The following is a 22,489-nucleotide window of genomic DNA, read 5'->3' on the forward strand; positions in this document are numbered from 1 at the left end:
TTATGCACCCTTCCTTTTAGGCTCATGGTGCGCCATTGAATCTATGCAGTCCTGGCAGACATTCTTCCCCTTAAAATGAGTGATATCATTGGCAGATCCGCAGAATACGCAGGCCGGTTCATACTTTCTGAGGATGATCCGGTCACCGTCGACGAAGATTTCCATGCTGTCCTTCTCTGCAATATTCAAGGTTCGGCGCAGTTCGATCGGAATGACTACGCGGCCCAAATCATCAAGTTTCCGTACAATACCGATTGATTTCAAGTAAATCCCTCCCATTGTTATTTGGTTTTCAGTGTGCTAGAATATCTATAATAGAAATTTTCTTTAGTCCGCTCTAATGGGCGGCTTTTTTTATGCGCGGAATTATCTGCTCTCCCAGTAAATGATTAACACGAGTCTGAGGACCCCGAATACGATAGATAGCATTATAAAATCTGGCAAGTATGATGAATTGACCTTGCTGGATTTTGGCGGTAATCATCTTAATGTTCACCTCTCTGCGTGAGATCCGGGGTGAAGTCCAAGCAACCTTTCATCGCCTGGCAGACCTCTTCCACCGGGCAAGGATCCTTTTTGCACTGTCTGGCGCCGCAGCAGCTCGTAGCGCAGCGCCGGCACCAGCAACGTGAATTAGTCACTTTCGAACCTCCTCTGGTTATGATTACGATTGTTAACCACCAGTTGCAGTCGAATTGCACGCCAGTCGCCGAGTTCACGGGCCGCGATGATTATGGCTGCTACGATAGCAGCACCGGCTCCGATGATTACTGCCACGGGGATATGAGACCATGTTGGCAAAAGTTACGCCTCCTTAGCTTTTTCTGTAGCTTTGATCGATTGTTTTACTTTACTGAGGACCATCAGCGTTTCGCCTGGCGAAAAATCAAAAAGTTTAACCAGGCTGAGGATGTGGTTAGTCATGGTGCTGACCTTGGACATAGTACTCACCTCCCCAATGCCTCAGCCAATCCATTACATATAGCCTTGTCAATTTTGCCCTTCAGTTCTTTAAACATACGGATCAGAAATGGAATAGTGGCTATCCCTACGCATCCCGAACGGTTACCTACCTCGTGAAATATCATAAACTCGTCAAGTCCATCCAGTACAACAGTATCCTGACCGGGTATTTCGAGAATGATTTTAGCCTTTGCAGGCTCAGTTGCGTCAGACATAATAGAGGTATCCACTTGCTCCTGGATAGCTTTTTGAATCATCGCATTGATATTTAGCATGTTCTTGCCTCCTGTTTTGTGATTTTGAAAGAGCAATCTATATCAAGGGGAGCCTTGCAATACTCCCTCGTAGCGGGTTCCCGCGACTCCCGTCGGCTAGAAGCTGATCGGGAATTTCGGCCAGTACCCGGCTGGCCTCAGTAGGCGGGGGCATCATTGATTTCCTCCCATCCGCTTTTTTCGGCTTCAGTGTTCAGATCGGTCTGGGCCTCATCGAAACTGTCGCGCCACGGTACCGACCGCCAGCACTTACCACGTATTAATCCCTTACCGGCTTTCCCTGGTTTCCGGTAAAACGTCTTGAAGGTATTCCCGCCGATTCCGGCCTGAACGAAATATTGCCATCCACGTTTATCCTGGTAGAATTTCACAAATCGGCACCGACTTGGATCGGGATGCGGCGTGCCGGGTACGCCAGGGCAAATACGGCTGGAATCATTTTTCTGCGGACACATGCAGCAGCGGGATTTTAGGTATTCGGGCATGTTGGGCCTCCTTTCTACAGGGAATTTATTAGTGACTGTCGAATCTGCCAAGAAATAATCAATATGGGAGGAATTTGAAATGCAATATTCCATTGGAACTAGAATGCAACTATTTCGTAAAGCAAAAGGATTATCAGTTAAAACTACTGCTTCTTTTTTAAACATATCTGATCAGAAGTTGAGGAATCTGGAAAATAATGAAGCAACAATCACTGAAGAAATTGCATATAAATTTGCAGGAATCGTAAATACAACTGTTTATAATCTGGTAGGTCCCTATAGTCATACAGCAATAGGAGAATATAATACTTCTTGCCTGCCAGATGGTCGGTGTATCTGCGGTTTCCAATTTAAACGGCACATCAATAATGACTTAGACGAAGATCACGTTGAACTACATGAACGTTTCTTGCGTTTCTCAGAGGAATTCGGTTATCAGGCTGCCTCTGATAATGACATTCATAACAATTTTCATGAGGCAATAAATCCTGAAACTGCTTTGACTATCGACGAAAGACTGAACACTGTAAAAGAGTATGTAAAATGGTATTATTTGCGGAGCGCAAGCTCTATTTCTGAAAAGGATTGGCATAAACATCCTAAATATCCTGAATACATGGCCATGTCTCTTTACCAACATAGCCCGGACTCTTTACGCAGTATGCCGTTTAACATGTATCAGATTTTGGTTGATAAATATGGCACAAAACCAGGGCTTAAAGAAGGATCTTCATATTTCAAAGTTGATTAATATCCCCGGTTCTCTTTAAGATGTAACAGCCTGGCTTCGATGTACTCAGAAAGTATTTTCATATCTCTTAACATAGCAGTCATAAAATCAATATCCATAATATTAGAGGGGTCATACAGCCATTCATTAAGGTACTCATGAAGGCGCTGATAGGCATTAATTGCTGCTCGTCCTACTTCATTCCATGCGCCAACTTTTTCAAATAAATCAGATGTGTCACTAAGTTGAACTATATTTGGATATTTGGTGCAGAAATTTTTCCTGCAAAATTCTCCATCAACAACGATTGAAAAATTAAGTCGCCGATTCCATTCGACCTCATCAGCACGCCATAATGTCTGGCCTTCCCTTAGGCCGGGCATTTCTTTTTGCTCTGGCATTTTCACACTTCCCTTCTAGTCGTTTATTGGCCAATCATTACCACTTCCAAAAGCCATTTTTACTGCGCTTAACCCAATGCGGCCAAGCTTTTAGTAGTTCGCGATACTCGCGCCGGAGAGATTTTTACCATGATGTTCACCTCCTTTGCATAATTCCGAAACAGAGATGTCTGGCGTTACGCCGGGTTTTTTTTATGCCTTGTGCTGGCCGATCAGGCTATTTCCTTAGACTTAAGGATCATTAATTGCTACTTTTTAAGGAAAATCTAATAAATATTAAAGAATTATTATCGATTTATTATTAATGATTAAAAATAATGAAAGGGGATAGTATGCGCGTTACAAAGTGTTTTTTCAGTATTATCTTGTTTCTTCTTATTTGCTTCCCTGTTACTGGCCTTTCGGCACCGCCATCTCAACGCTATGAAAATATCATGGTCGACGATACAGTTGTAGCTCTCTTTGATAAAGAAACCTTGCGATATGAAAAAGATCCCTACCGTGATGAATTATTGATAAATGTCTGGATTAAAACACTTTCCACTAATGGTGATAATTCTTATAATTTAAGTCACTATCTATTCCGGTTACACAATTCCGAAATACTTTCACTTGATTCTCTTGATTATGATGCAACAGGACAGCTTTCGCGAAAAATAACCAGTTCATATGATCCAAATAAATGGGTACCCATTTTGCCAGAAACAGTTTCTGAACAGTGGTATATTTCAGTAACAGAATACGCCAAAGTTAATGCGGCTAAATTGAAAAAGGAATATAACGAAAGGATGGGTATTAATGAAAAAAATCGTCGTAATGTGTTTTCTTTTATTACTGACTTCTTCGATATGTAACGCAACAGCAATTGATCCGAACCAAAGTATTAGCACTTATGCTAAATCAAATTCAAATAACTCATCAAAAGATAAAGATACTCAAGAAATATCGGTTTCTAAAAGGACTACGGGAGAAAGCGATAATTCATTAAATAATCAAATACATTCTGAAAAACCGCGTATAGCTTTAGTAATTAACACTGATTCCCTTACTCAATTGCATGAAAAAACTCCACTTGCATTGAGATCGCTCCTTAACAAGAAATTCCCAGAAGCACAATATACACTAATAGAGGACAAACAATTTTATCAATCACTTTTAACAAGTATGGAAGATGAAAAAATTTCTGACATGAGTATGGTTAATCGAGAAATAGTCTCGTCTCTCGGCAAAAAATACGGATATGATTACGTGGTTTTACTTATTTATAATTTTGGTACTTCTGACTTTAGTTCTAGCTTCTGGACAGCAACATATAAAGCTGTTATAAAATTAAATGCCAAAGTAATCGATGTAAATTTAAAAGACTATCTATACAGACAAGACATCTCTGTTAGTGGTAAAAGTGCTGATGCATTTGGAAGACCTAGTTATCAAAGCGCAATACATCAGAGCATGGTTAATACAACTAAACAATTCTGTGATGAAGTTAAAATAGATTTAATACCTAATCCCCTTAAAAAACCTTAATCAAGTTATCAAATTTCAACTTTTTTCCGGCACATCGCCGGTTTTTTTATGCCAGCTTTTCCTGAGCATAATGTCAAAACTGAATCATAAAGCATCATCAAAGATTAGAGCCATTTGCCCTGCAACTTCCTGGCCGCGTTTTCGTACTTTAGCGATGGAACGTTCACGACCATCACGATCTTTAACTAATGAACTATAAACGGTCTTAATGTCGCGCAAATCATTGCTCTTATCAATATGAACAACTGCTTTTTCGCCGCTATCATCAATGACAAATGCTTGCCTTACACCGTTTTCATCACGAATGCGGGCAATAATATAATTAACAATACGGTTTATATCCTGATCAACTAATTTTGGATAGTCGGCAATATAATGCGGCCGAATCAGGTCTTTAAGTTCTTCCTTACTCATTCTTGGGTTTTCTTCAAATTTACTGATGATATAATTCCTGGCCTCTTTAATTAAGCTCATATACTCACCTCGCTTTCTGTTTAGTCAAATATGCTTTGATAACTTGCAGATTCCGGATCGCATCATCAATCATTAGTAATTGAAAGTCATGTTCTGCTGAATCTTTTAAGCTACAAAACCAACAGGACAGCCTTTCATTGTCAACCTGCACCGCACTGGCATTGCCGATAGCCTCGTTAATTGACCGAGAAGCATGATACTTAAAATCTGGGTCAACGTCAGGTTTTACCAGTTTGTTTTTTTCTTTAACCAGTTGCAAGACGCGGAAACGGGTCGGGATATCCTCATTTTCACGGGCTTCGGCCTTGACTTGCTCGACAATGTCTTTGTTGTTGGCGAGGGTTTCAAATTGGTGGATTTGGTTGCGATTGAAACCAAGCTTTGCGCAAACCTGCTCTTTAGTTTCAATCTTGTCATTGCAGGGTGATGATGTTAGTTCGCTAGAATCAAATTTCATACCGCGATGAAGTTTGAAATTTTCACTTTTCCTATCCCCGCCACTTACTTTTGGTAGCTTATCTGTTATCTCGCCTATTTTAACTTGAGCGTCTAAAAGAGCTTCACTAACCATTTGCGCTTCTTCCATCTTCTGATTTCTTACATCTTCCGCAAGTTCCAACTTGGTAATTGCCCGAATCTCCGCTTTAACTGAAATAAGTTTTTCTTGTCCTACTAAAATAAACCGCGCCAAATCTTCAATGGCTGCAGGTAAATATTGAGTTGTTATTGTTAAGTTATTCATGCTTTTAGCCACCTACAATCGCGCGAATTTGTTGCAGTAACTCTTGTCTTTCACCTTCTTGCTGTTTACCCATTGATAACTCGCAGTTTCCCATACTGACTATCAGGAACAGTTTTTATTTGCTGCTGGGCAAACCAAGCGTCTAGCAAATCTTTTCTAACAAAGTAGCGACCACCGATTTTGGTAACTGGCAATGTACCTGCCTTTGCCATTGCACGAAGTTTGCTGTAGCTAACCTTGCCTTGAAAATATTCAATCGAGGCTTGTTTTAACGACATTGGTAAAAGCAGGCTATTTACTTCACTCATTTCGTTCACCCTTTTTAAATTTTTTTAAAAATACTAAAAGCTATATTACTTTCTTGCGCGCTCGCAAGGAATTTGGTACAATAAAAAAGTCATCAAAGCTAGATTCTGGAAAAGCTGATAAAACCCCCGCTATAAAATCCTGGCCAGGATTATGCTTTCCTTTTTTGATTTTCCATAGTTGTTCAGGTGATACATTTAAATTCACCGCAGTTTCAGACTCATTCCATCCTTTTTCTTTTTGGTAAGAAAGAAATGCTTCAATATCTAATTGAATAATGGGTTTGTTCTTATGCATTGCACCCCTCCTCCCCGGGCGCGTGTATTCTTTCGTGCCCGCAAGTAAATAATAGCACAACAATTACATCGACGCAAGAATATTTTCATTTGCGCAAGAGTATATTTTCTTGCGCTGGCGCAAAAACATAAGTACAATAAAGTTAGAGAAAGGAGTGTACATTATGGGTAATAATCAAAATTCACTAGTAGAGTTTGCCAAATATTTTACAAAACTTTATGAGGGTAGAAGATTGACAAAGGCTGAACTATCCAGATTATCTGGTGTAAGCGAAGCTACATTGTCTAGAATTGAATCAGCTGATCAAAAGCCTTCACCTGCAACTTTAAAGAAATTAGCTCCGCATTTAATGGTTACCGAGAAGGAATTACTAATAAAAGCTGGATACTTAGACTCAGATAGTGACCAGCAATTAGATCAATCTTTCTTTAGAGTTATGCAAGATGCAAAAAATAAAGGTTATGATGCTGACGATATTCGTTTGGCATTAGATTTTCTTGAAAGAGCACGGAAGCGAGACAACTAAATATGGCAGATAGATTTTGGACAAAGGCTATTTTGTATAGTAATGTTGATAAATTGTTAAGAGATTTAAACATAACTCATGCAAATTACCCGTTAAGTTCTATCGATATTGCCTATACTCATTGCCAAAACCTCACCCTCGAAGTAATTGATTTTAAAACCATGCAAATATGCGGTATTTTGAGCAAGGGAATAAAAGGAACTTCTATTGCTCTTAATGCTCAACGAGACCAATTTATGCAAAACTTTGATTGCATGCATGAACTAATTCATTATTCATTTCACAAGGGATCAGCATTTCATTGCATTTGTTCGGAGAAGGCTAGTATTAATCAGGACAAAATTCAGGAGTGGCAAGCAAACGAGGGTGCAGCTCAGGCCTTAGTTCCCTACCAACTTTTTATACCTGAATATGTATCTTTATCAAGAAAGTACGCTCGTGATTTGTGGAGTCTTTATAGTATCTCCTCAACTCTAGCTACGATGTTTAATGTTACATCAAAAGTTATTCAAAACCGCATTAATAATTTAGAATATGAGATATATCAATACATGTGTGGCAAGCCGGTAACCGAAATACACATAGTGTCTAAGAAAAAGGCTAGGGAATATGAGCTTGATAATTATATAGCTCATTATAGCTATTGTACGAATTGTTTAGGAATTGTTAATGAGAAACAACGATTCTGTCATATTTGCGGTAATGACCTTATGGAAATTTCTCCAGATGGTTGGTCATATACAATATTAAAGGGAGTGGGGTTTATGATATATGACGAGATTATACTGGACGCAAAATCTAAAGCTGTTGTATGTCCAAGGTGTAATAATGAAGATATACATCCCGAGGGTAGCTTTTGCAAAATATGTGGAACTAATTTAATTAATTTTTGTGCAGGATATTGGGATAGAGATGAACATAATGAAGAATATTGGGTTGAAGGTTGTCAAACAACTTTAGATGGATCTTCGCGCTATTGCCCCTTTTGCGGTAAGGAATCAACATTTTATCGGCGTGGATTTTTAAAGGGTTGGAACTATGATCCAAATGACCCACCATTTTAACATAGGAGGAGATTTTGTATGGCCAACATCACCCCACGCGGTAAAAACTCATACCGTGTAACTATCTCAGGCGGCACCGATACCAGCGGTAAGCGTGTCATGTATCGCCGCACCATCAAAGTACCCGGCGATCCGAACAGTGAGAAGCATAAGAAAGAGCTTGAAAAACAGGTTGCATTATTCACGGCCGAAGTAGAAAAAGGAACCGTAACCGATCTAGAAAATATCAAACTAAAAGATTTTATTGATAAGGCCTGGAAGCCGCTCCATGTCGAAAGAAAAAAATTAGCACCAAAAACTGTATGGCGCTACGATCAGCTGCTCGAACGAATAATCTTTTCCCTGGGGAACCTTAGACTGAAGAATATTCGACCGAAACAGATTATAGAGTTTTTGAAAAACCTGAGTGAAGAAGGCATGAGAAAAACCAAAACCAAGGATGAAGAAAAGAAACAAAAACCTCTTTCCGACCAGACTATCCTTCATCACTACCGGTTATTGCACTCTATCCTAGAAAAAGCTAAGGACTGGCAATATATAGTCGTAAACCCAGTATCATCTGTAGAAGCGCCCCAAATTAAAAAGAAGACTAAGAAGGGCTTTTCCGAAGATGAGGCTACTATCCTACATACCGAACTCCTAAAGCGCTCTACACGCGACCAGGTACTAATTCTTTTAACCCTCTCCACCGGAGCTCGTCTAGGTGAAGTACTGGGCTTAACTTGGCCCAGGGTAGACCTGAAGACTGGAGAAGTCGATATACAGAAAACATATCAATACGTTCCCAAACTTAATAATTTTGAAAAACTACCGAAAAATGAAACCTCTATACGAAAAGTAACACTGCCAAAACCAGTCATTAAGCTCTTAGAAAAGTGGAAAGTAGAGCAAGCTGAATATAGACTTTTCTTAGGAGACAAATGGATTGATGAAGACAATGCCGTATTTACCACATACCTTGGTACCCGTCTTAAGCCGAACACAGTGAGCACTGCGTTTCCCAACTGGGTCGAAAAAATGGGCCTACCTCGTGTTACCTTCCACGGACTGAGACACACCGCAGCCAGTTTGTTAATTAAATATAATGCGTCAGCTGCAGAGGTATCAAAGCTATTAGGCCATTCAACTATCGGTACCACCATGAATATCTATGTTCACTCTTTCGACGAAGCAAGCAAAAACATGGCAGAAAAAATGAATAGTATCCTATTTAAAGAATCACCAAAAAAGGCTAAAAAGAAGTAAATGTGATTTATTTTTTATATCCTGCTGTTCCCAAAACCGTTCCCAACACACTTTAAAAGCCCATGGGAACGCAAAAAACTCTTGGGGCAAAAACCCCAAGAGTCGCGTATTTCCTATGGCGGGAGTGTGTAGGAATCGAACCCACCAACGGCAGGTTAGTGCCGAACGAACGGTTTTGAAGACCGCAGGAGCCACCAGGCCCCATCCACTCCCAGGTTATGTTTCCTTTATAATATATCATGCACGTAAGCTTTTATACAAGTTGTTTCAGCAATTTTCAAGCAAAACCTCTCCTGCGGGCATACACTTAACTTATATTCTTTATTTCTAAAAACATTTTTTACTTTTTTTCTTTTTGCGCTTGACAGCGTCCTGCCCTGTTTGTTATATTAAGTACATCAACTTAATCATTTAGGCAATGAAGCCTTCGCAACTAATGCGAAGGCTTTTTCTGTCCTATCGGCTCTGGACAATGACGTCCTAAAGGCTTCTTACCTTTAGGGCGTTTTCTATTTTCCAGACTACAGTCGAGGAGGTGTGTATTTATTAGGAGATCCGCCGCTAGCCTAAAACTATTAAAATGTAAAGGAAGGGATTTAAAATGAAAAAGCTGTGGACTATTTTTACCTTATGCCTGCTTTTAATGGCTATCTTCGTGCCAGCAGCATTTGCTGACGGCGACACACCGGCTGAGGCAGCCAAGCTGGATACCGGTGACACTACCTTCGTTCTATTGAGCGCTGCACTTGTTATGCTTATGACTCCTGGACTCGCACTCTTCTATGGCGGTATGGTCAGAACTAAAAATGCGCTGACCACAATTATGCAAAGTTTCTTCTGTCTCGGTCTCGTAACAGTCCAATGGGTATTATTCGGTTATTCTCTGGCTTTCGGCCCTGATATCAATCACCTCATCGGTTCACTGGACTGGGTTGCTTTAAACGGGGTTGGCCAGGAAGCCAATGCCGACTATGCAGCAACAATTCCTCATATGGCCTTCATGATATTCCAGGCAATGTTCGCTATTATTACTGCAGGTTTAATCACCGGAGCTTTTGCTGAACGTATGAAATTTGGCGCATTCGCAGTGTTTATTTTACTCTGGACTACCTTTGTATATGACCCGATGGCACACTGGGTATGGGGCGTGGGTGGCTGGATTCGCGAATTGGGTGTACTTGACTTTGCCGGCGGTACTGTTGTTCATATTATTTCCGGTGTTTCCGGCTTGGTTGTTGCCATTATGATTGGCAAACGCAAAGGTTACGGCTCTGACGTTATAATGCCTCATCACTTGCCGATGACTGTAATCGGCGCTTCTCTTCTCTGGTTCGGCTGGTTCGGTTTTAATGCCGGCAGTGCCCTTGGCGCTAACGGCCTTGCCGCAAGTGCGTTTGTTGTTACTCAGGTAGCCGCCGCTGCTGCTACTGTATCCTGGGTATTAACCGAATGGATGTATCATGGCAAACCAACTATTTTAGGTGCTGCTTCCGGTTGTGTTGCCGGTCTTGTCGCTATTACCCCGGCAGCTGGTTTTGTCAGCCTTATTCCCTCAATAATCATTGGTTTAGCAGCCGGCATTATCTGCTTCCTCGCCGTTGCTGTAATCAAACCTAAACTTGGTTATGACGACTCACTTGACGCTTTTGGCGTCCATGGTATTGGCGGTACCTGGGGTGCTATTGCTACCGGCCTCTTTGCCTCCAAAGCAGTTAACCCTGCCGGTGCTGACGGTCTCTTTTACGGAAACGCCAGTCAGCTCACTACTCAGTTTATCGGTATTGGTGTCAGCTGGGTATTTGCTGCTGTAATGACTTTTGTTATCATTAAAGTAATCGGCATCTTCATGCAAGTCCGTGCAAATGCAGAAGAAGAGGTGCAAGGTCTTGATGTCAACGAACATGGTGAACGCGGTTATGCTTATCAAGACTTTATGTCCGGCTCACCCATCAATATCAGCGGTGCAGTAAGCCCTACGGCCAATGAGTCGCTTGCCAAAAAGACTACCCTGGCATAAACAGTAATCCTTCAATCTGTGCTGAAAATAAGGGGGAATTGCCATGAGACCAATTACTAAAATTGATATTATCACCCGTCCGGAAAAACTCGAAGAACTCAAAGAGGCTATGAAAAAAATCAATGTTACCGGCATGACGGTAACCCAAGTATATGGCTGCGGCTTAACCAAAGGTCATACCGAGGTATACCGGGGCCAGGAATACAGCATCAATCTGGTTCCCAAAGTAAAAATCGAGATTGTTGTTTGCGAAGTTCCTGTTGAACGGGTATTGGAAGCTGCCAAACAAGCCTGCCGTACCGGTAAAATTGGCGATGGTAAAATCTTCGTTTATCCAATTGCCAATGCGGTTCGTATCCGCACTGGCGAAGAAGGCGATATCGCCATTGCCGATCCGGCCGATATGCCTAAGGACTAAATAAGCTGGTGCGACCCCAGAGTTAGCATACAAACTAACTCTGGGGTTCTTTGTTGTCCTATAGAAAGTATAGCTTTCGTCCGGATTAGAGCAACATCGGCTTCCACCTTCGCTTTTATGTATCTCCTCAATAGGCGGCCTTCGGGGGTTTTTGCCAGACTTCATTCACCTTATGAAATTGTTGCCAAAAGTCCCCTGATGACTTACACTATAAATAATTGTTACTCTCATTGAGGAGGAAACCACATGCGACCAATTACTAAAATTGATATCATTACCCGGCCGGAGAAACTGGAAGACCTGAAAACAGCTATGAACAAAATCGGCGTGACCGGTATGACCGTAACACAAGTTTATGGCTGCGGCCTGACCAAAGGACACACCGAAGTGTACCGGGGTCAGGAATATAGCGTCAATCTGGTCCCCAAAGTTAAAATCGAAATCGTTGTCTGCGAAGTTCCTGTGGAGCAAGTGCTTGAGGCCGCCAAGAAAGCCTGCCATACCGGCAAAATCGGTGACGGAAAAATCTTCGTCTACCCGATCACTAACGCAGTCCGCATCCGCACCGGCGAAGAAGGCGATATCGCCATCATTGATCCGGCCGATATGCCTAAGTAGCAGATTTATAATGGCCACAGAGTCAGCATACTGACTCTGTGGCCATTTTTATTCCGAACATTTATTTTTTGCTTTACAGTTACTGCAATTTCCGTTACAACCGGTTAAGAGCAGTTTGTGGCAACGGGGACAACGTATTTCCCCCTCTTCACAAGTCATTTTGCACTGGGGACAAATTTGCCGCTCCATACCAATCACCTCACGAAAAGACTAAATAACAAAAGCAGCTACAATCGCACCGATAACAAAAGCAAATACCCAGGAGCTGACCCAGATCAGGGCGCCTTCCTTATTGCCGCGTTCTTTAAACATTACGATAACTGATGCAACACAAGGCACAAACAGAGTAATCGTTACTAAAGACACTAAGGTTTGAGCCGGGGTAAGATCCATATCCGTTAACCCTGCCGCACCAAAGTCGCGGCGGATAAGCCCCATAATAAAGGCGGTAGCCGTTTCCTTAGGCAATTTCAGCATACCTTCCGTTACTGGCGCCAGGGCTGCCTGAATGCCATCCAGGAGGCCGCTGATCTGTAATATGGAAATAATCAACGCTCCCAGCATGAACAGCGGAGTAGCTTCCAGCAAAAAAGCATAGGACTTGGTAATCGTTTTCTTTAGTACATTTTCGCCGCGCGGTAAGCGGATAGGCGGTAAGTCGATCAGCAGATCGGAAGACTCACCTGGCAATACTTTGTGTAAAAGCTTGCCGGTTACGCCCAGCACCAGCAGGATCACGACAAGATAAATTGCAATATAGGTGGTGCCAATTCCGGCCAGCATACCGGCGATAACCCCCAGCTGCGCCGAACAGGGCACGGCCAGTCCTAGCACAGCAGTGGCTATTGTCCGTTCACGCTTCGTCCCTAAAATCCGGGTAGTAATGGTGGCCATAGTAACACAGCCAAATCCCAGGATCAGCGGAATAATCGCCCGTCCGTTCAGGCCTATACTGGTCATAATTCTGTCAACTAGGGTAGCCAGCCGCGGCAGGTAACCGGAGTCTTCCATAATGGACAGCGCCAGGTAGAAACCTACCACCAGCGGCAGCAATAGCCCGAGAATATAGGTGACCGTCATAGTTAAAAGGCCGAATTCCCCGATCAGGATGGTCCCAAGCACAGATTCTTCACTAATATATTGTCCGATCAACCCCCGCACTGCCGGCTCATAGAGGCCCTGCATCACGGTTTCTTCGGTAAAACCAACAATATCCTGGGCGACAACTACCCCGATTAGATAGTACATGGCATACAGCACTGCAGCAAAAATCGGAATACCTGTCCAGGGTCTGAGCATATATCGTCCCAGTTTGGTGCCAAAACTGGCGCCTTCCTCAGTCTGGCTTACTACATGATTAACAATGTCATTTACCCGGTGCCGCCGGGCATAATAGATTTCTTCCCGCATGTCGCCGGCAGGTACGCCGTGACGTTCAGCGATATGCGGATCACCTTCCAGTACCAGCAGGGCTTCCCCCCAGGAACCAATCCGGTTAAGCATGCCCTGCAAGTGACTCTTAAGGTCTACAGGAATAATACCTGTACGGGCTTCGTACAAGCGTTTTTTTACCTCGTCAACTCCCTGGCTCTTTACTGCCACCGTAGATATCACCGATACACCTAAGAGATGCTCCAGTAAATCAATATCGATCTTAAGCCCCTGATCGGCGGCTTCGTCCATCATATTAACGGCAACAATGGTAGGAATACCTGTATCAATGACCTGCAAGGTCAAAAATAAATCGCGTTCCAGATGAACAGCATCCACTACGTTCAGTATTAAATCAGCCGAGAGGATGACATCCCTGGCTACCTTTTCTTCATCATTAAATGAGGAAATTCCATATACGCCGGGAGTATCTATTACTACATCCTTATTAAAGCGTCCGTGTGATATATCTACGGTTGTACCCGGAAAATTAGACACATCCACATACATACCGGTTAATGCATTAAAAAAAACAGACTTGCCGACATTCGGGTTGCCTACGAGAACGATTTTTTTCGCACCTTCAGGAATGTCTATATGACTTAAATTATCATGACAGTGACTCATTTTCTCCTCCAATGACTTACGGCAGTCCCACCCGGACTGCAAACCTTACTATATATAGTTTTTAATCACTCAGGCCGGCTTTACTTCAATACTCTCAGCCAAACGCCGGCCGATAGCGATCTCCTGCTTGCCTCTGCCAACAACCACAGGACCTGCCGGCAGCTTCTCATAACACTCTACTTCAGCGCCTTCGGAAATGCCAAAACGGATTGCTTGTGCCCGGACAGTCGGGTTGGGAATAGCAGCGATCAACAGCCGTTGACCTCGTTTTGCTTGAGCCAGTGTCATAACTGTTTCCTCCAATAGTGATAATCATTATCAATAGTTATGTAAAAAATAATTGCCAACAATATTGTTATATAACTGACAATTATTATCAATTTCATTATATGGTTTTAATCATAAGTTGTCAAGTAGGATTTGATTTTTACGAGCCGGCAAATACTTCCGGGTATAGCATTTTAGCCAACTGTTCCACACTGTCGGCCAACCGGAAAGTCGGGCTGGATACCTGCTTTTCATCCACAATATAAATTTTTCCTTCCCGCACAGCCTTGATCTTGTCAAAGCCCGGACGCTGCCTGATAATATCCGGCGTTATCCCCGGGTTCATAGGACCGCGCTGCGCCAGAAAAACATCGATGTCCTCCGCTTTCATCAGCAAGCGTTCGCTGCCGTAGGCGGCAATGCTGCTGGCCGCTTTTAACGGCTGAGCATCGGCCGCTATATTGCTGCCGCCGGCCAGCTTAAGCACCGTACCCGGCATACTGTCGACAGTAATGGTCCGGTATTCGGTAGCCGTTGCTTCAAAATACACTCGTTTCTTAGCCTGTACCTTGGCAATATGTTCAGCCACCGTCTTGAGCTTATTATGGAAAGCCGCTAACTTGTCGGCAGCCTGCTGTTCCCGGCCGGTCAGTACCGCCAGCTTCTGAATATAACTGTCAAATTCCTCAAATTTCTCGGGATAGAGACAGACAACCTTGATATTGGCCTGCTCAAGTGTTTTGACGAAATCAGGATTGCTTTGTTTGACAAAGGGCCTGATGACAACTAGATCAGGCTGGGCCGCCAGGACCTTTTCCGGGTCGGCGCGATAGTCGAAAGCGGGTTTATTCTTAGCTGCCGGCTCGGTTTCCGTGGTACTGACACCGATGATTTCAGCCTCCAGCCCCAATGCCAAAAGATTTTCGGTATGAGCTGAATACAGCGAAATGATACGCTTGGCAGGTGCTTTAAGGACAATGGTCTGATTTAAGTCATCGGTTATTCTTATCGTCCCGTCACCAGTGCCAGCGACTCGGTTTGCTGGCGCCGCACTCAGCGGCAAAGACTAACGCCAATAGAACAAAAATCACAACCATCCATAGTTTGCTTTTCATTGACTAATCCCCCATTAAATATATATGACAGCCAATAAAGATTTTCAAACAGGGTGCTGGTAACAGCGTAGATTAAGCACCAGCGGCGAAGCGTTACCAACTCCCTGTCTGGACAATAATCCTTTATTGGATTTTCTATCGAGGCAGGAGCAACTCTTGTTCTTATATGTCGGCAAGCACAGCAAGTCCTGTCTCACCGGCCCGGACAACCCGAATGTTGAAAATTTCCCGGATAAGCTCCGGCGCGAGCACAGCAGGCGCCTTGCCGTACTGTACCAGCCGCCCTGCTTTTAAAACCGCAGCGTCGGAACAAAAGGCGCTTACCAGGTTCAGGTCATGGATAATGGCCACAACCGTCAATCCCTGACTGGCGCAAAGTTCCCTTAAAAGGTTGAGACACTTAATGCTGTAATAAATATCCATATTGGAAAACGACTCGTCCAAGAATAAAATCTCGGGTTTTTGCGCCAGCGCTTTGGCAAAAAGCACCCGCTGGCGCTCGCCGCCGCTGAGTTCGGTAACCAGCCGGCCGGCAAAATCCAGTGTGTCTGTAAGACGCATGGCATTTTCAATGATGGTCAGGTCCTCGTCGGTAAGGCCAGAGAGCCTTGATTTAAACGGTGTCCGTCCCATACTTACTATCTCCAGGCAGGTATAGGGAAAGCGTATATCCATATTTTGCGGTACAATAGCAATATGGCGGGCCAGTTCTTCAATCCGATAAGAACCGATATCCCGCCCTTTTAGCATTATTGTTCCGGCTGCAGCCGGTAACTGTCCGGTGATAATATTTAGCAGTGTTGTTTTGCCTGAACCGTTTGGTCCGACGATGCCACTGAAACTGCCTTGCCTGATCTCGAGATTGATATCTCTGAGAACCTCTTTGGCCGCATAATTAAAACTAACATTTTCAATTTTTATCATAGTAACGCTCCTATTGCAGCGTCTTGTTGCGCATCCTGAATATATAAACAAAAAAGGGACCGCCCAAAAGGGTTGTCAATACACCGACCGGAATTTCGATATTGCCGACTGAACGGCCAAAGGTATCGGCGGTAAGTAAAAGAATGCCGCCGGTAAGCCCTGAGAGGGGGATAAGCGCCTTATTATCCGATCCGGTCAGCATCCTGACCATATGAGGTACAATAAGACCGACAAAACCAATAATGCCGCCAATGGCCACACATACCGCCGTAATCAGCGCCCCAGCCGCCAAAAGAATTGTCCGTAGGCGGGAAGCGTTAATCCCCAGGCTGCGGGCCTCCCGGTCACCCAGAGAAACAATATTAAGGTCTTCGGCATAATAATAGCACAGACAACAGGCAAATAAAATCAGCGGCCAGCCGTAGAGGACATGCTCCCAGCTTTTAGCGGCCAGACTGCCAATGAGCCAGGATACAATGGCTGAGACCTGTTCACCGGCCAGACTTTTGACCATACTGATAGCGGCCGATAAAATACTGCTGACAATAATCCCGGCAATCACCAGATTGGCCGAAGAAACATAGCCGCCTACCCGGGCCATGGACATGACGACAAGAAGAGTAGCTACCGCGCCGCCAAAAGCAAACACCGTAACCGGCAGGCCTCCCTGCGTAAAAATATTCAAATAGATAGCCACACTGGCGCCAAAAGCCGCACCGGTAGATACTCCCATGGTGTAGGAATCAGCCAGCGGATTCATTAACAGCGCCTGAAACACCACACCGGCCACAGCCAGACCGCCGCCGACGGCAACGGCCGCTAAAATGCGCGGCAGCCGAATATCCCAGATAATAGCCGTCTTGGCTGCGCCAATATGGCTGTAGGCGTCAGAGCTGCCCGATATTTTACCGTAAATAACAGAGGCCACATCAATCATACTGATATCAGCACGTCCAAAACCAACAGCGGCCAAAGTAAACAGCGCCATAGCCGCCAGCAGTATCCCCCCCGCCAGGCGGGTTTTGGAGCGCTGACGGCTAAGGAGCGCCGTTAATGTACTACTCATGCCAATGCGTGTTTACTCACTTTGGAGCGTTTTGTCAGAATGGTTGACAGATAATTCACCTTTTGTGTGCCGGCGGCTGCCAGGTCATGGACAATTTCCTCGCCTTCCAGACCGCATTTGGAAACCATCACGGCATTTTCCACCATGCCGTGTTTATGCAGTTTTTCAACAATGTCTGTATAGTTCTTATATACCTTCATAAGCACAACATTATCGGAAACTTCCAGCACCTTTTCCAACCGTTCATCATCAATAGTGGCCGGAACAATGCTTAAGATGTCGCCGCCTTCTGCCAACGGCACACCTAGGCGGTTGCCGATTGCCGAAAAAGAATTAACGCCGGGAATGTTAACAATTTGATGACCGGAAGCCTCAAGCAGCCGGTAAACATACATGTAGGTACTGTACAGCATGGGATCACCCAGTGTAAGAAAAGCCACTTTTTTACCACTGTCCAATAACTTCAGGATAGTGGTTTTATTATTGACCCAGGCATCTGACAATGCCTGCGCGTTATAGTTCATCGGGAATACCAGTTCCAAAATCTCGGTGCCTTCCTGCAGATACGGCCTGGCAATGGACAAAGCTGTACTCTCGTCCTTTTTTTCGGTACGGGGAGCAATAACCACATCTGCCGACTTTATTGCATTAATAGCTTTCAAAGTGAGTAATTCGGGGTCGCCAGGCCCTACACCAACGCCGTAAAAAATCCCTGCCATAATCTAAAACAACTCCTTAAAATAAATAAATCCCTGTCACCGTAACGGTATGACAGAGAATTTTGCCCAAGCTAACGCGCAAACCCCCTCCCCATCGCTCGTGGGTGAAAAACGGTGATTGTCAAACAGGCAGATCTTCTGACTTAGGTTCATAGCCAAACTGCGCCTTCCCAAAATAGTACACTATTTCAGTGGCTTGTTGCAGTTGGCTCCCCATCACAGCGGCGGGACCGTGCCGGATTTAAACCGGCTTCCCTATTAAGCCCAATCGGGCACCTGTTCCATGTTTAGTTACTTAGATTGTATGATTAACTTTACGAAAAGTCAAGAAAATTATAGTTTACCGCTAATACCCCTGGAAGCCGCTGCTTTTCCAGGTTTTTCCGACGCTTTCCTGGCATAGTTATAGTGCAGTTCCGCCCAGCTTATTCTCAGCCGCAATAATCCACTATGATAGCACAAAAAACCACATAGGAAACAGGGCCCTTAGTCAAAAATATAGTATCATATATCCTTTTATAACTTTCCGATGAGGGTAATCCCTTTTTGGAAGACTAAGCTTACTTTTAGGAGAGGATTATTATGTGGCTTGGTAAAGTCGTCGGCACGGTTGTCGCTCCAACGAAAAATGATACCCTTATCGGCAGCAAGCTGCTCATCGTACAGCCCTTGAATCTGGATGGCATGAATACAATTAGTTTACAAGTGGCCGTTGATACTGTAGGAGCGGGCAACGGCGAAACCGTGCTGGTACTGACAGGCAGCTCGGCCCGCAGAATTATGCAAAACGAAGACAGCGCCGTGGATGCTGCCATAGTCGGTATTGTTGAACACATCGAACTGGAGGGTATTTCCAAATCACAATACTGGGTCAATAAGGTATAGGCCGCCGCTATGCTGACAACCTACCGCAGCAGCGCTACAGGCTTAGAGGAAGTTCCCTTTGACCCTTCAGTCTTAAAGGGCGCCTGGCTGAAAGCCGCCCAGCCTTCGAACGGGGAATTTGCTTTGATCTCATCGACCACGGCGATCCCGGATAAGCTATTGCGCTATGCTTTTGAAGAAGACAGCTGTCCGCGTGTTTTACTCCATGACCGGTGTGTGCTTATTATCATTAACATACCGTTAGCTCGCAGTGCCGATCAGTACGATACAATTCCACTCAGCATCATTTTAGCACCGGAATTAACCATCACAATAAGCCTGGAACCTTCCACGCTTATTCCTGACAATGTCGGCCCCGAATTCGACACCCGCAAGTGTTCCCGGTTCTTTTTCCAGATACTTTATCAGGCAGGCAATGCTTTTTTGCGGCATATTCACTCCATTCGGCAGCGCACTGATGAAATTGAAGTGCATTTACGCAAATCCACCACCAACAGAGAAGTCTTCCAGTTGCTCAATCTGGAGAAAGGCCTGACTTATTTTACAGCAGCTTTACGGGCTAACGTTATCGTGCTGGAAAGCATTCTCCGGCTGCGCTCCAATCCGCAGATGCGTCATCTCCTGCCAATGGACGAAGCCGATGAGGATATTGTTGAAAACGTCATTATTGAAAACCGCCGGGCACTCGAGCTAGTACAAACCTACAGCGATATTTTAAGCAGTATGATGGATGCATTTTCTTCGGTCATTTCCAACAACTTAAACTATATTATGAAATTTTTGGCGGCGGTAACTATCCTGTTATCTATTCCAACCATGATCTCCAGCTTCTGGAGCATGAGCCTCATCGTGCCGCTTCAGGGCACGGAAACAGGCTTCTGGACAGTGGTTCTGCTGTGCATCTCTGCCAGCAGCGTGGCCGGCCTGGTATTACGGAAAAAAGGCATGTTATAAAAGACCAAACCCGCGACCGGGATTGCACATCCTGTCACGGGTTTCCTTGTTCTCACTTAGGCGCACTTTCTCTATCTGGGCTTCATCTTAACCTGATGGATGATTTCGCCGAAAGTGCCATGGGCACTCTCCATTACGGTCTCCGACAAAGTTGGGTGGGGGTGGACGGTATGGGCAATATCCCGGGCGGTTAAGCCATTCTGAATGGCCAGAGCCCCTTCCATAATCAAATCACTGGCATGCGGCCCCAGAATATGCATACCCAGTACTTTGCCGGTTTCAGCAGCGGCGATTATTTTTACCAAGCCGTCGGGTTCCCCCATGGTCACAGCTTTGCCGTTGGCGGCAAAATTAAACCGGCCGATGGTATAGCTCAGCCCTTGGTTTGAGGCTTCCGCCTCCGTAAGCCCTACCATGGCGATTTCGGGGGTAGTAAAGATACAACTGGGAATTGCGCGATAATCCATAACCGAGTTTAACCCCATGGCATTCTCTGCAGCAACAATCCCGGCTGCCGAGGCGGCATGGGCCAGCATGCTTTGGCCGGTTACATCGCCGATGGCGTAGATGCCCGGAATATTTGTTTCCATACGCTCATTGACGTTAATACCTGTCCGGTCATAGAAAACGCCAGCCTCAGCCAGCCCCAGCTCCTCGGTTACCGGCCGGCGTCCTGCCGCTACAAGTACCTTTTCCACTGCAAATTCCTGATCGCCCTTGGCAGTAGACACTTTTACCGTCACGCCGCCAGCGGCCTCCTCAATCGCCGTCACTTTGGCCCCGGCCACCGTTTTTATTCCCTGCTTGCGCAGTACAGGCCCGATGCGTTTCACTATGTCGCTGTCCACCATCGGCAAAATGGTTGGCAGCATTTCCACGATGGTGACTTCACAGCCAAACGCTTTCATAATAAAAGCAAATTCAAGGCCGACCACCCCGGCGCCAATTACCAGCAGGCTTTTAGGTACCTCCGTAAGTTCCAGCAAATTATCACTGGTAAGAACAGCGGCCAACTCCCGTCCCGGTACCGGTATCGAGCTGGGCGCCGAACCGGTGGCAACGATTACTTTACCGGTCTCATAAGTTTCCGTACCGGACGCCGTACTCACTGCAAGGCTGCCGGCGCCTGTCAGTACGGCTGTACCGTGGAGTACGGTAATAGCATTGCTTTTCACCAGTTGCTCAATACCGGCCCGCAGACCGGCGACTACCTTATCTTTCCGCGCCACAATTGAGCTAAAATCAAAGCCGACCTCACCGGCCTGAAGGCCAAATTCAGCGCAGCGCTGCAAATCTTCCCATTTTTCCGCACTTTTCAGCAATGTCTTGGTAGGAATACAGCCCCTGTTCAGGCATACCCCGCCCAGGCTTTCTTTTTCCACTAATAATACTTTGCCACCCAGTTGCGCAGCACGGATAGCAGCCACATATCCGCCTGGACCGCCGCCAATAACGGCTACATCATAGCTCATGTTGATCCTCCTACATAGCCCAAAGGCTTGCTTTGGCCCTATATTACGCTCACTCCGGCCGGCTAGCAAACAGATTTATGCCTGATTCCCTAGCGCAGTAAATTCCAGCTGTCCTGACTATATTTAGCCGCCGCTAGTTCCCTGACACTCGCTTGTTCTTCCGCGCAAAGCCCGTCAGGTTCAAGTTCCACTCCTAATGCCGGCCCGAAAGCAGCCTGCATGGCCTTACAGGCTTCCTGCCAGCTTACTTCCCGCCGGGCGGCGTCATATAGAGAGGTTGCCCGTCTGGCCAGCATGCCGGCCACCAGGTCCCGGGCCTCGTCAGACGGCAGATTGAGCAGGGACGCCACCTGCCCGGGCACAAAGCGCAAGAGCAGTGAACCGTGCTGCAGAATAACCCCGTCTTTACGCACCTGGGCGCTGCCAATCAGTTTGCGGCCATGATGAGTAATTTCGTAATGCGACGGTGCATCAAAGCAGGCAGCAGAAGCAGGCCGTCGTTTACTTTGCCCATAGGCAGCCACAGGGACGCTCATCTCAGCCGCTATCCCCAAAGTCTCTAGTCCGGCCAGCAAACCCTGGCAGAAAAAGCGGTACGAGGCCGTAATGGTAGGCGGTATCAGCGGCTGCTTCTCACTGACTACAATACTATAGGTAAATTCATGATCATGCAGCACCGCCCGCCCGCCTGTCAGCCGCCTGACAACCGCAATGCCCCGGCGCTGGCAGGCGCTGATATCGACCTCGGCCTGTGCCTTTTGGAAGTAACCCAGACTGACTGCCGGCGGATTCCAGCCATAGAAACGAATTGTCGGCGGAACCTTGCCGGCGGCATGCGCTTTCAGGATGGCTTCATCCACGGCCATATTATAAGCCGCAGAACCGATACCGCTGGTAACAACCCGCCATTTCATACAGTAAGCCTCCGTTTCCTCCAGCCA

At 45.3% G+C, this 22,489-nt stretch carries 30 protein-coding genes, 1 tRNA gene and 1 riboswitch; of the genes, 11 read left to right on the forward strand and 20 right to left on the reverse strand.

Annotated elements, in window-relative coordinates; translation table 11 throughout:
- The 6 genes from SATMO3_RS28685 to SATMO3_RS28710 all read right to left on the reverse strand — a co-directional run bounded on the left by SATMO3_RS28685 (position 1) and on the right by SATMO3_RS28710 (position 1,723).
- Positions 1–264 (reverse strand): AbrB/MazE/SpoVT family DNA-binding domain-containing protein, encoded by a 264-nt coding sequence (locus SATMO3_RS28685; RefSeq protein WP_371374494.1) that lies wholly within the window; start codon positions 262–264, stop codon positions 1–3.
- A 221-nt stretch (positions 265–485) separates the two neighbouring features.
- The gene (locus tag SATMO3_RS28690) at positions 486–641 is read right to left on the reverse strand and encodes a hypothetical protein (RefSeq protein ID WP_371374497.1); all 156 of its coding nucleotides are present in this window, start codon (positions 639–641) and stop codon (positions 486–488) included.
- A complete protein-coding gene (locus SATMO3_RS28695; protein WP_371374500.1) occupies positions 634–801 on the reverse strand; it encodes a hypothetical protein in 168 nt (55 codons plus the stop codon). Before SATMO3_RS28695 ends, SATMO3_RS28690 begins: the two co-directional genes overlap by 8 nt.
- Positions 802–804: 3 nt before the next feature.
- Entirely contained in the window at positions 805–942 is a 138-nt protein-coding gene (locus tag SATMO3_RS28700) for a hypothetical protein (RefSeq protein WP_371374503.1), read from the reverse strand.
- A 5-nt stretch (positions 943–947) separates the two neighbouring features.
- Entirely contained in the window at positions 948–1,238 is a 291-nt protein-coding gene (locus SATMO3_RS28705) for a hypothetical protein (RefSeq protein ID WP_371374506.1), read from the reverse strand.
- A gap of 137 nt (positions 1,239–1,375) precedes the next feature.
- A complete protein-coding gene (locus tag SATMO3_RS28710) occupies positions 1,376–1,723 on the reverse strand; it encodes a hypothetical protein (RefSeq protein WP_371374509.1) in 348 nt (115 codons plus the stop codon).
- Between the two features lie 79 nt (positions 1,724–1,802).
- On the opposite strand from SATMO3_RS28710, the gene SATMO3_RS28715 reads away from it, so the two are divergent.
- Entirely contained in the window at positions 1,803–2,474 is a 672-nt protein-coding gene (locus tag SATMO3_RS28715; RefSeq protein ID WP_371374512.1) for a helix-turn-helix transcriptional regulator, read from the forward strand.
- Here SATMO3_RS28715 and SATMO3_RS28720 read toward each other — a convergent pair.
- A complete protein-coding gene (locus tag SATMO3_RS28720; RefSeq protein WP_371374515.1) occupies positions 2,471–2,860 on the reverse strand; it encodes a hypothetical protein in 390 nt (129 codons plus the stop codon). The genes SATMO3_RS28715 and SATMO3_RS28720 overlap by 4 nt on opposite strands.
- Positions 2,861–3,186: 326 nt before the next feature.
- On the opposite strand from SATMO3_RS28720, the gene SATMO3_RS28725 reads away from it, so the two are divergent.
- Both SATMO3_RS28725 and SATMO3_RS28730 read left to right on the forward strand, forming a co-directional pair.
- Positions 3,187–3,708: a hypothetical protein gene (locus SATMO3_RS28725; protein WP_371374518.1), complete on the forward strand. Its 522-nt coding sequence runs from the start codon at positions 3,187–3,189 to the stop codon at positions 3,706–3,708.
- Positions 3,653–4,381 carry a hypothetical protein gene (locus SATMO3_RS28730; protein ID WP_371374521.1) on the forward strand — a complete coding sequence of 243 codons (729 nt, stop codon included), beginning with the start codon at positions 3,653–3,655 and terminating at the stop codon, positions 4,379–4,381. Before SATMO3_RS28725 ends, SATMO3_RS28730 begins: the two co-directional genes overlap by 56 nt.
- Positions 4,382–4,465: 84 nt before the next feature.
- Here the strand turns inward: SATMO3_RS28730 and SATMO3_RS28735 are convergent, their stop codons facing one another.
- The 4 genes from SATMO3_RS28735 to SATMO3_RS28750 all read right to left on the reverse strand — a co-directional run bounded on the left by SATMO3_RS28735 (position 4,466) and on the right by SATMO3_RS28750 (position 6,200).
- On the reverse strand, positions 4,466–4,855 hold the full coding sequence (locus SATMO3_RS28735; protein ID WP_371374524.1) for a hypothetical protein: 390 nt from the start codon (positions 4,853–4,855) through the stop codon (positions 4,466–4,468).
- Between the two features lie 4 nt (positions 4,856–4,859).
- A complete protein-coding gene (locus tag SATMO3_RS28740; RefSeq protein ID WP_371374526.1) occupies positions 4,860–5,597 on the reverse strand; it encodes a hypothetical protein in 738 nt (245 codons plus the stop codon).
- A 65-nt stretch (positions 5,598–5,662) separates the two neighbouring features.
- Positions 5,663–5,905 carry a helix-turn-helix domain-containing protein gene (locus tag SATMO3_RS28745; protein WP_371374529.1) on the reverse strand — a complete coding sequence of 81 codons (243 nt, stop codon included), beginning with the start codon at positions 5,903–5,905 and terminating at the stop codon, positions 5,663–5,665.
- Positions 5,906–5,945: 40 nt separating this feature from the next.
- On the reverse strand, positions 5,946–6,200 hold the full coding sequence (locus tag SATMO3_RS28750) for a helix-turn-helix domain-containing protein (protein WP_371374532.1): 255 nt from the start codon (positions 6,198–6,200) through the stop codon (positions 5,946–5,948).
- A 163-nt stretch (positions 6,201–6,363) separates the two neighbouring features.
- On the opposite strand from SATMO3_RS28750, the gene SATMO3_RS28755 reads away from it, so the two are divergent.
- Genes SATMO3_RS28755 through xerC form a run of 3 tightly spaced genes read left to right on the forward strand, consistent with a single transcriptional unit; the run spans position 6,364 to position 9,035 of the window.
- Positions 6,364–6,726, forward strand: coding sequence for a helix-turn-helix domain-containing protein (locus SATMO3_RS28755; protein WP_371374536.1), 363 nt, complete (start codon positions 6,364–6,366; stop codon positions 6,724–6,726).
- 2 nt (positions 6,727–6,728) lie between these two features.
- Positions 6,729–7,790, forward strand: a complete 1,062-nt coding sequence (locus SATMO3_RS28760; protein ID WP_371374538.1) for an ImmA/IrrE family metallo-endopeptidase — start codon at positions 6,729–6,731, stop codon at positions 7,788–7,790.
- Positions 7,791–7,808: 18 nt separating this feature from the next.
- Positions 7,809–9,035, forward strand: coding sequence for a tyrosine recombinase XerC (gene xerC / locus SATMO3_RS28765; protein ID WP_371374541.1), 1,227 nt, complete (start codon positions 7,809–7,811; stop codon positions 9,033–9,035).
- Positions 9,036–9,151: 116 nt separating this feature from the next.
- Here xerC and SATMO3_RS28770 read toward each other — a convergent pair.
- Positions 9,152–9,248: transfer RNA gene (locus SATMO3_RS28770), tRNA-Sec, on the reverse strand.
- Positions 9,249–9,636: 388 nt separating this feature from the next.
- Here SATMO3_RS28770 and SATMO3_RS28775 point away from each other — a divergent pair.
- The 3 genes from SATMO3_RS28775 to SATMO3_RS28785 all read left to right on the forward strand — a co-directional run bounded on the left by SATMO3_RS28775 (position 9,637) and on the right by SATMO3_RS28785 (position 12,088).
- Complete coding sequence (locus tag SATMO3_RS28775) at positions 9,637–11,052, forward strand: ammonium transporter (protein ID WP_371374543.1); 1,416 nt, start codon at positions 9,637–9,639, stop codon at positions 11,050–11,052.
- A gap of 43 nt (positions 11,053–11,095) precedes the next feature.
- Positions 11,096–11,470: a P-II family nitrogen regulator gene (locus tag SATMO3_RS28780; RefSeq protein WP_371374546.1), complete on the forward strand. Its 375-nt coding sequence runs from the start codon at positions 11,096–11,098 to the stop codon at positions 11,468–11,470.
- Positions 11,471–11,716: 246 nt separating this feature from the next.
- Positions 11,717–12,088 (forward strand): P-II family nitrogen regulator, encoded by a 372-nt coding sequence (locus tag SATMO3_RS28785; RefSeq protein WP_371374548.1) that lies wholly within the window; start codon positions 11,717–11,719, stop codon positions 12,086–12,088.
- A 210-nt stretch (positions 12,089–12,298) separates the two neighbouring features.
- Here the strand turns inward: SATMO3_RS28785 and feoB are convergent, their stop codons facing one another.
- From feoB to cobI, 6 genes are all read right to left on the reverse strand, one after another.
- Positions 12,299–14,146, reverse strand: a complete 1,848-nt coding sequence (gene feoB / locus SATMO3_RS28790; RefSeq protein WP_371374550.1) for a ferrous iron transport protein B — start codon at positions 14,144–14,146, stop codon at positions 12,299–12,301.
- Positions 14,147–14,215: 69 nt separating this feature from the next.
- Positions 14,216–14,434 (reverse strand): ferrous iron transport protein A, encoded by a 219-nt coding sequence (locus SATMO3_RS28795; protein WP_371374553.1) that lies wholly within the window; start codon positions 14,432–14,434, stop codon positions 14,216–14,218.
- Positions 14,435–14,573: 139 nt separating this feature from the next.
- Complete coding sequence (locus SATMO3_RS28800; protein WP_371374556.1) at positions 14,574–15,476, reverse strand: ABC transporter substrate-binding protein; 903 nt, start codon at positions 15,474–15,476, stop codon at positions 14,574–14,576.
- Positions 15,477–15,690: 214 nt separating this feature from the next.
- The gene (locus SATMO3_RS28805) at positions 15,691–16,452 is read right to left on the reverse strand and encodes an ABC transporter ATP-binding protein (protein ID WP_371374559.1); all 762 of its coding nucleotides are present in this window, start codon (positions 16,450–16,452) and stop codon (positions 15,691–15,693) included.
- Positions 16,453–16,462: 10 nt separating this feature from the next.
- Entirely contained in the window at positions 16,463–17,518 is a 1,056-nt protein-coding gene (locus SATMO3_RS28810; RefSeq protein ID WP_371374561.1) for a FecCD family ABC transporter permease, read from the reverse strand.
- Complete coding sequence (cobI, locus tag SATMO3_RS28815; RefSeq protein WP_371374563.1) at positions 17,515–18,237, reverse strand: precorrin-2 C(20)-methyltransferase; 723 nt, start codon at positions 18,235–18,237, stop codon at positions 17,515–17,517. The genes SATMO3_RS28810 and cobI overlap by 4 nt, the downstream gene beginning before the upstream one ends.
- 110 nt (positions 18,238–18,347) lie before the next feature.
- Positions 18,348–18,532: riboswitch (cobalamin riboswitch) on the reverse strand.
- A 287-nt stretch (positions 18,533–18,819) separates the two neighbouring features.
- Between cobI and SATMO3_RS28820 the strand changes: the two genes are divergently transcribed.
- Positions 18,820–19,122, forward strand: a complete 303-nt coding sequence (locus SATMO3_RS28820) for a EutN/CcmL family microcompartment protein (protein WP_371374565.1) — start codon at positions 18,820–18,822, stop codon at positions 19,120–19,122.
- Positions 19,123–19,131: 9 nt separating this feature from the next.
- Positions 19,132–20,076 (forward strand): magnesium transporter CorA family protein, encoded by a 945-nt coding sequence (locus SATMO3_RS28825; protein WP_371374567.1) that lies wholly within the window; start codon positions 19,132–19,134, stop codon positions 20,074–20,076.
- Positions 20,077–20,147: 71 nt separating this feature from the next.
- On the opposite strand, the gene lpdA is transcribed toward SATMO3_RS28825, so the two are convergent.
- Both lpdA and SATMO3_RS28835 read right to left on the reverse strand, forming a co-directional pair.
- Positions 20,148–21,548: a dihydrolipoyl dehydrogenase gene (gene lpdA / locus SATMO3_RS28830; RefSeq protein WP_371374570.1), complete on the reverse strand. Its 1,401-nt coding sequence runs from the start codon at positions 21,546–21,548 to the stop codon at positions 20,148–20,150.
- An 89-nt stretch (positions 21,549–21,637) separates the two neighbouring features.
- Positions 21,638–22,462, reverse strand: a complete 825-nt coding sequence (locus SATMO3_RS28835) for a biotin/lipoate A/B protein ligase family protein (RefSeq protein ID WP_371374573.1) — start codon at positions 22,460–22,462, stop codon at positions 21,638–21,640.
- Positions 22,463–22,489 lie beyond the last annotated feature (27 nt).

The organism is Sporomusa aerivorans (assembly GCF_041428895.1).
Classification (GTDB): domain Bacteria; phylum Bacillota; class Negativicutes; order Sporomusales; family Sporomusaceae; genus Sporomusa; species Sporomusa aerivorans.

Bases quoted from the DNA above. Each gene is read 5' to 3' on its own strand.
- SATMO3_RS28700 (WP_371374503.1), bottom strand. From the start codon at position 942: ATGTCCAAGGTCAGCACCATGACTAACCACATCCTCAGCCTGGTTAAA.
- SATMO3_RS28705 (WP_371374506.1), bottom strand. From the start codon at position 1,238: ATGCTAAATATCAATGCGATGATTCAAAAAGCTATCCAGGAGCAAGTG.
- SATMO3_RS28710 (WP_371374509.1), bottom strand. From the start codon at position 1,723: ATGCCCGAATACCTAAAATCCCGCTGCTGCATGTGTCCGCAGAAAAAT.
- SATMO3_RS28715 (WP_371374512.1), top strand. From the start codon at position 1,803: ATGCAATATTCCATTGGAACTAGAATGCAACTATTTCGTAAAGCAAAA.
- SATMO3_RS28725 (WP_371374518.1), top strand. From the start codon at position 3,187: ATGCGCGTTACAAAGTGTTTTTTCAGTATTATCTTGTTTCTTCTTATT.
- SATMO3_RS28730 (WP_371374521.1), top strand. From the start codon at position 3,653: ATGAAAAAAATCGTCGTAATGTGTTTTCTTTTATTACTGACTTCTTCG.
- SATMO3_RS28735 (WP_371374524.1), bottom strand. From the start codon at position 4,855: ATGAGCTTAATTAAAGAGGCCAGGAATTATATCATCAGTAAATTTGAA.
- SATMO3_RS28740 (WP_371374526.1), bottom strand. From the start codon at position 5,597: ATGAATAACTTAACAATAACAACTCAATATTTACCTGCAGCCATTGAA.
- SATMO3_RS28745 (WP_371374529.1), bottom strand. From the start codon at position 5,905: ATGAGTGAAGTAAATAGCCTGCTTTTACCAATGTCGTTAAAACAAGCC.
- SATMO3_RS28750 (WP_371374532.1), bottom strand. From the start codon at position 6,200: ATGCATAAGAACAAACCCATTATTCAATTAGATATTGAAGCATTTCTT.
- SATMO3_RS28755 (WP_371374536.1), top strand. From the start codon at position 6,364: ATGGGTAATAATCAAAATTCACTAGTAGAGTTTGCCAAATATTTTACA.
- SATMO3_RS28760 (WP_371374538.1), top strand. From the start codon at position 6,729: ATGGCAGATAGATTTTGGACAAAGGCTATTTTGTATAGTAATGTTGAT.
- xerC (WP_371374541.1), top strand. From the start codon at position 7,809: ATGGCCAACATCACCCCACGCGGTAAAAACTCATACCGTGTAACTATC.
- SATMO3_RS28775 (WP_371374543.1), top strand. From the start codon at position 9,637: ATGAAAAAGCTGTGGACTATTTTTACCTTATGCCTGCTTTTAATGGCT.
- SATMO3_RS28780 (WP_371374546.1), top strand. From the start codon at position 11,096: ATGAGACCAATTACTAAAATTGATATTATCACCCGTCCGGAAAAACTC.
- SATMO3_RS28785 (WP_371374548.1), top strand. From the start codon at position 11,717: ATGCGACCAATTACTAAAATTGATATCATTACCCGGCCGGAGAAACTG.
- feoB (WP_371374550.1), bottom strand. From the start codon at position 14,146: ATGAGTCACTGTCATGATAATTTAAGTCATATAGACATTCCTGAAGGT.
- SATMO3_RS28795 (WP_371374553.1), bottom strand. From the start codon at position 14,434: ATGACACTGGCTCAAGCAAAACGAGGTCAACGGCTGTTGATCGCTGCT.
- SATMO3_RS28805 (WP_371374559.1), bottom strand. From the start codon at position 16,452: ATGATAAAAATTGAAAATGTTAGTTTTAATTATGCGGCCAAAGAGGTT.
- SATMO3_RS28810 (WP_371374561.1), bottom strand. From the start codon at position 17,518: ATGAGTAGTACATTAACGGCGCTCCTTAGCCGTCAGCGCTCCAAAACC.
- cobI (WP_371374563.1), bottom strand. From the start codon at position 18,237: ATGGCAGGGATTTTTTACGGCGTTGGTGTAGGGCCTGGCGACCCCGAA.
- SATMO3_RS28820 (WP_371374565.1), top strand. From the start codon at position 18,820: ATGTGGCTTGGTAAAGTCGTCGGCACGGTTGTCGCTCCAACGAAAAAT.
- SATMO3_RS28825 (WP_371374567.1), top strand. From the start codon at position 19,132: ATGCTGACAACCTACCGCAGCAGCGCTACAGGCTTAGAGGAAGTTCCC.
- lpdA (WP_371374570.1), bottom strand. From the start codon at position 21,548: ATGAGCTATGATGTAGCCGTTATTGGCGGCGGTCCAGGCGGATATGTG.
- SATMO3_RS28835 (WP_371374573.1), bottom strand. From the start codon at position 22,462: ATGAAATGGCGGGTTGTTACCAGCGGTATCGGTTCTGCGGCTTATAAT.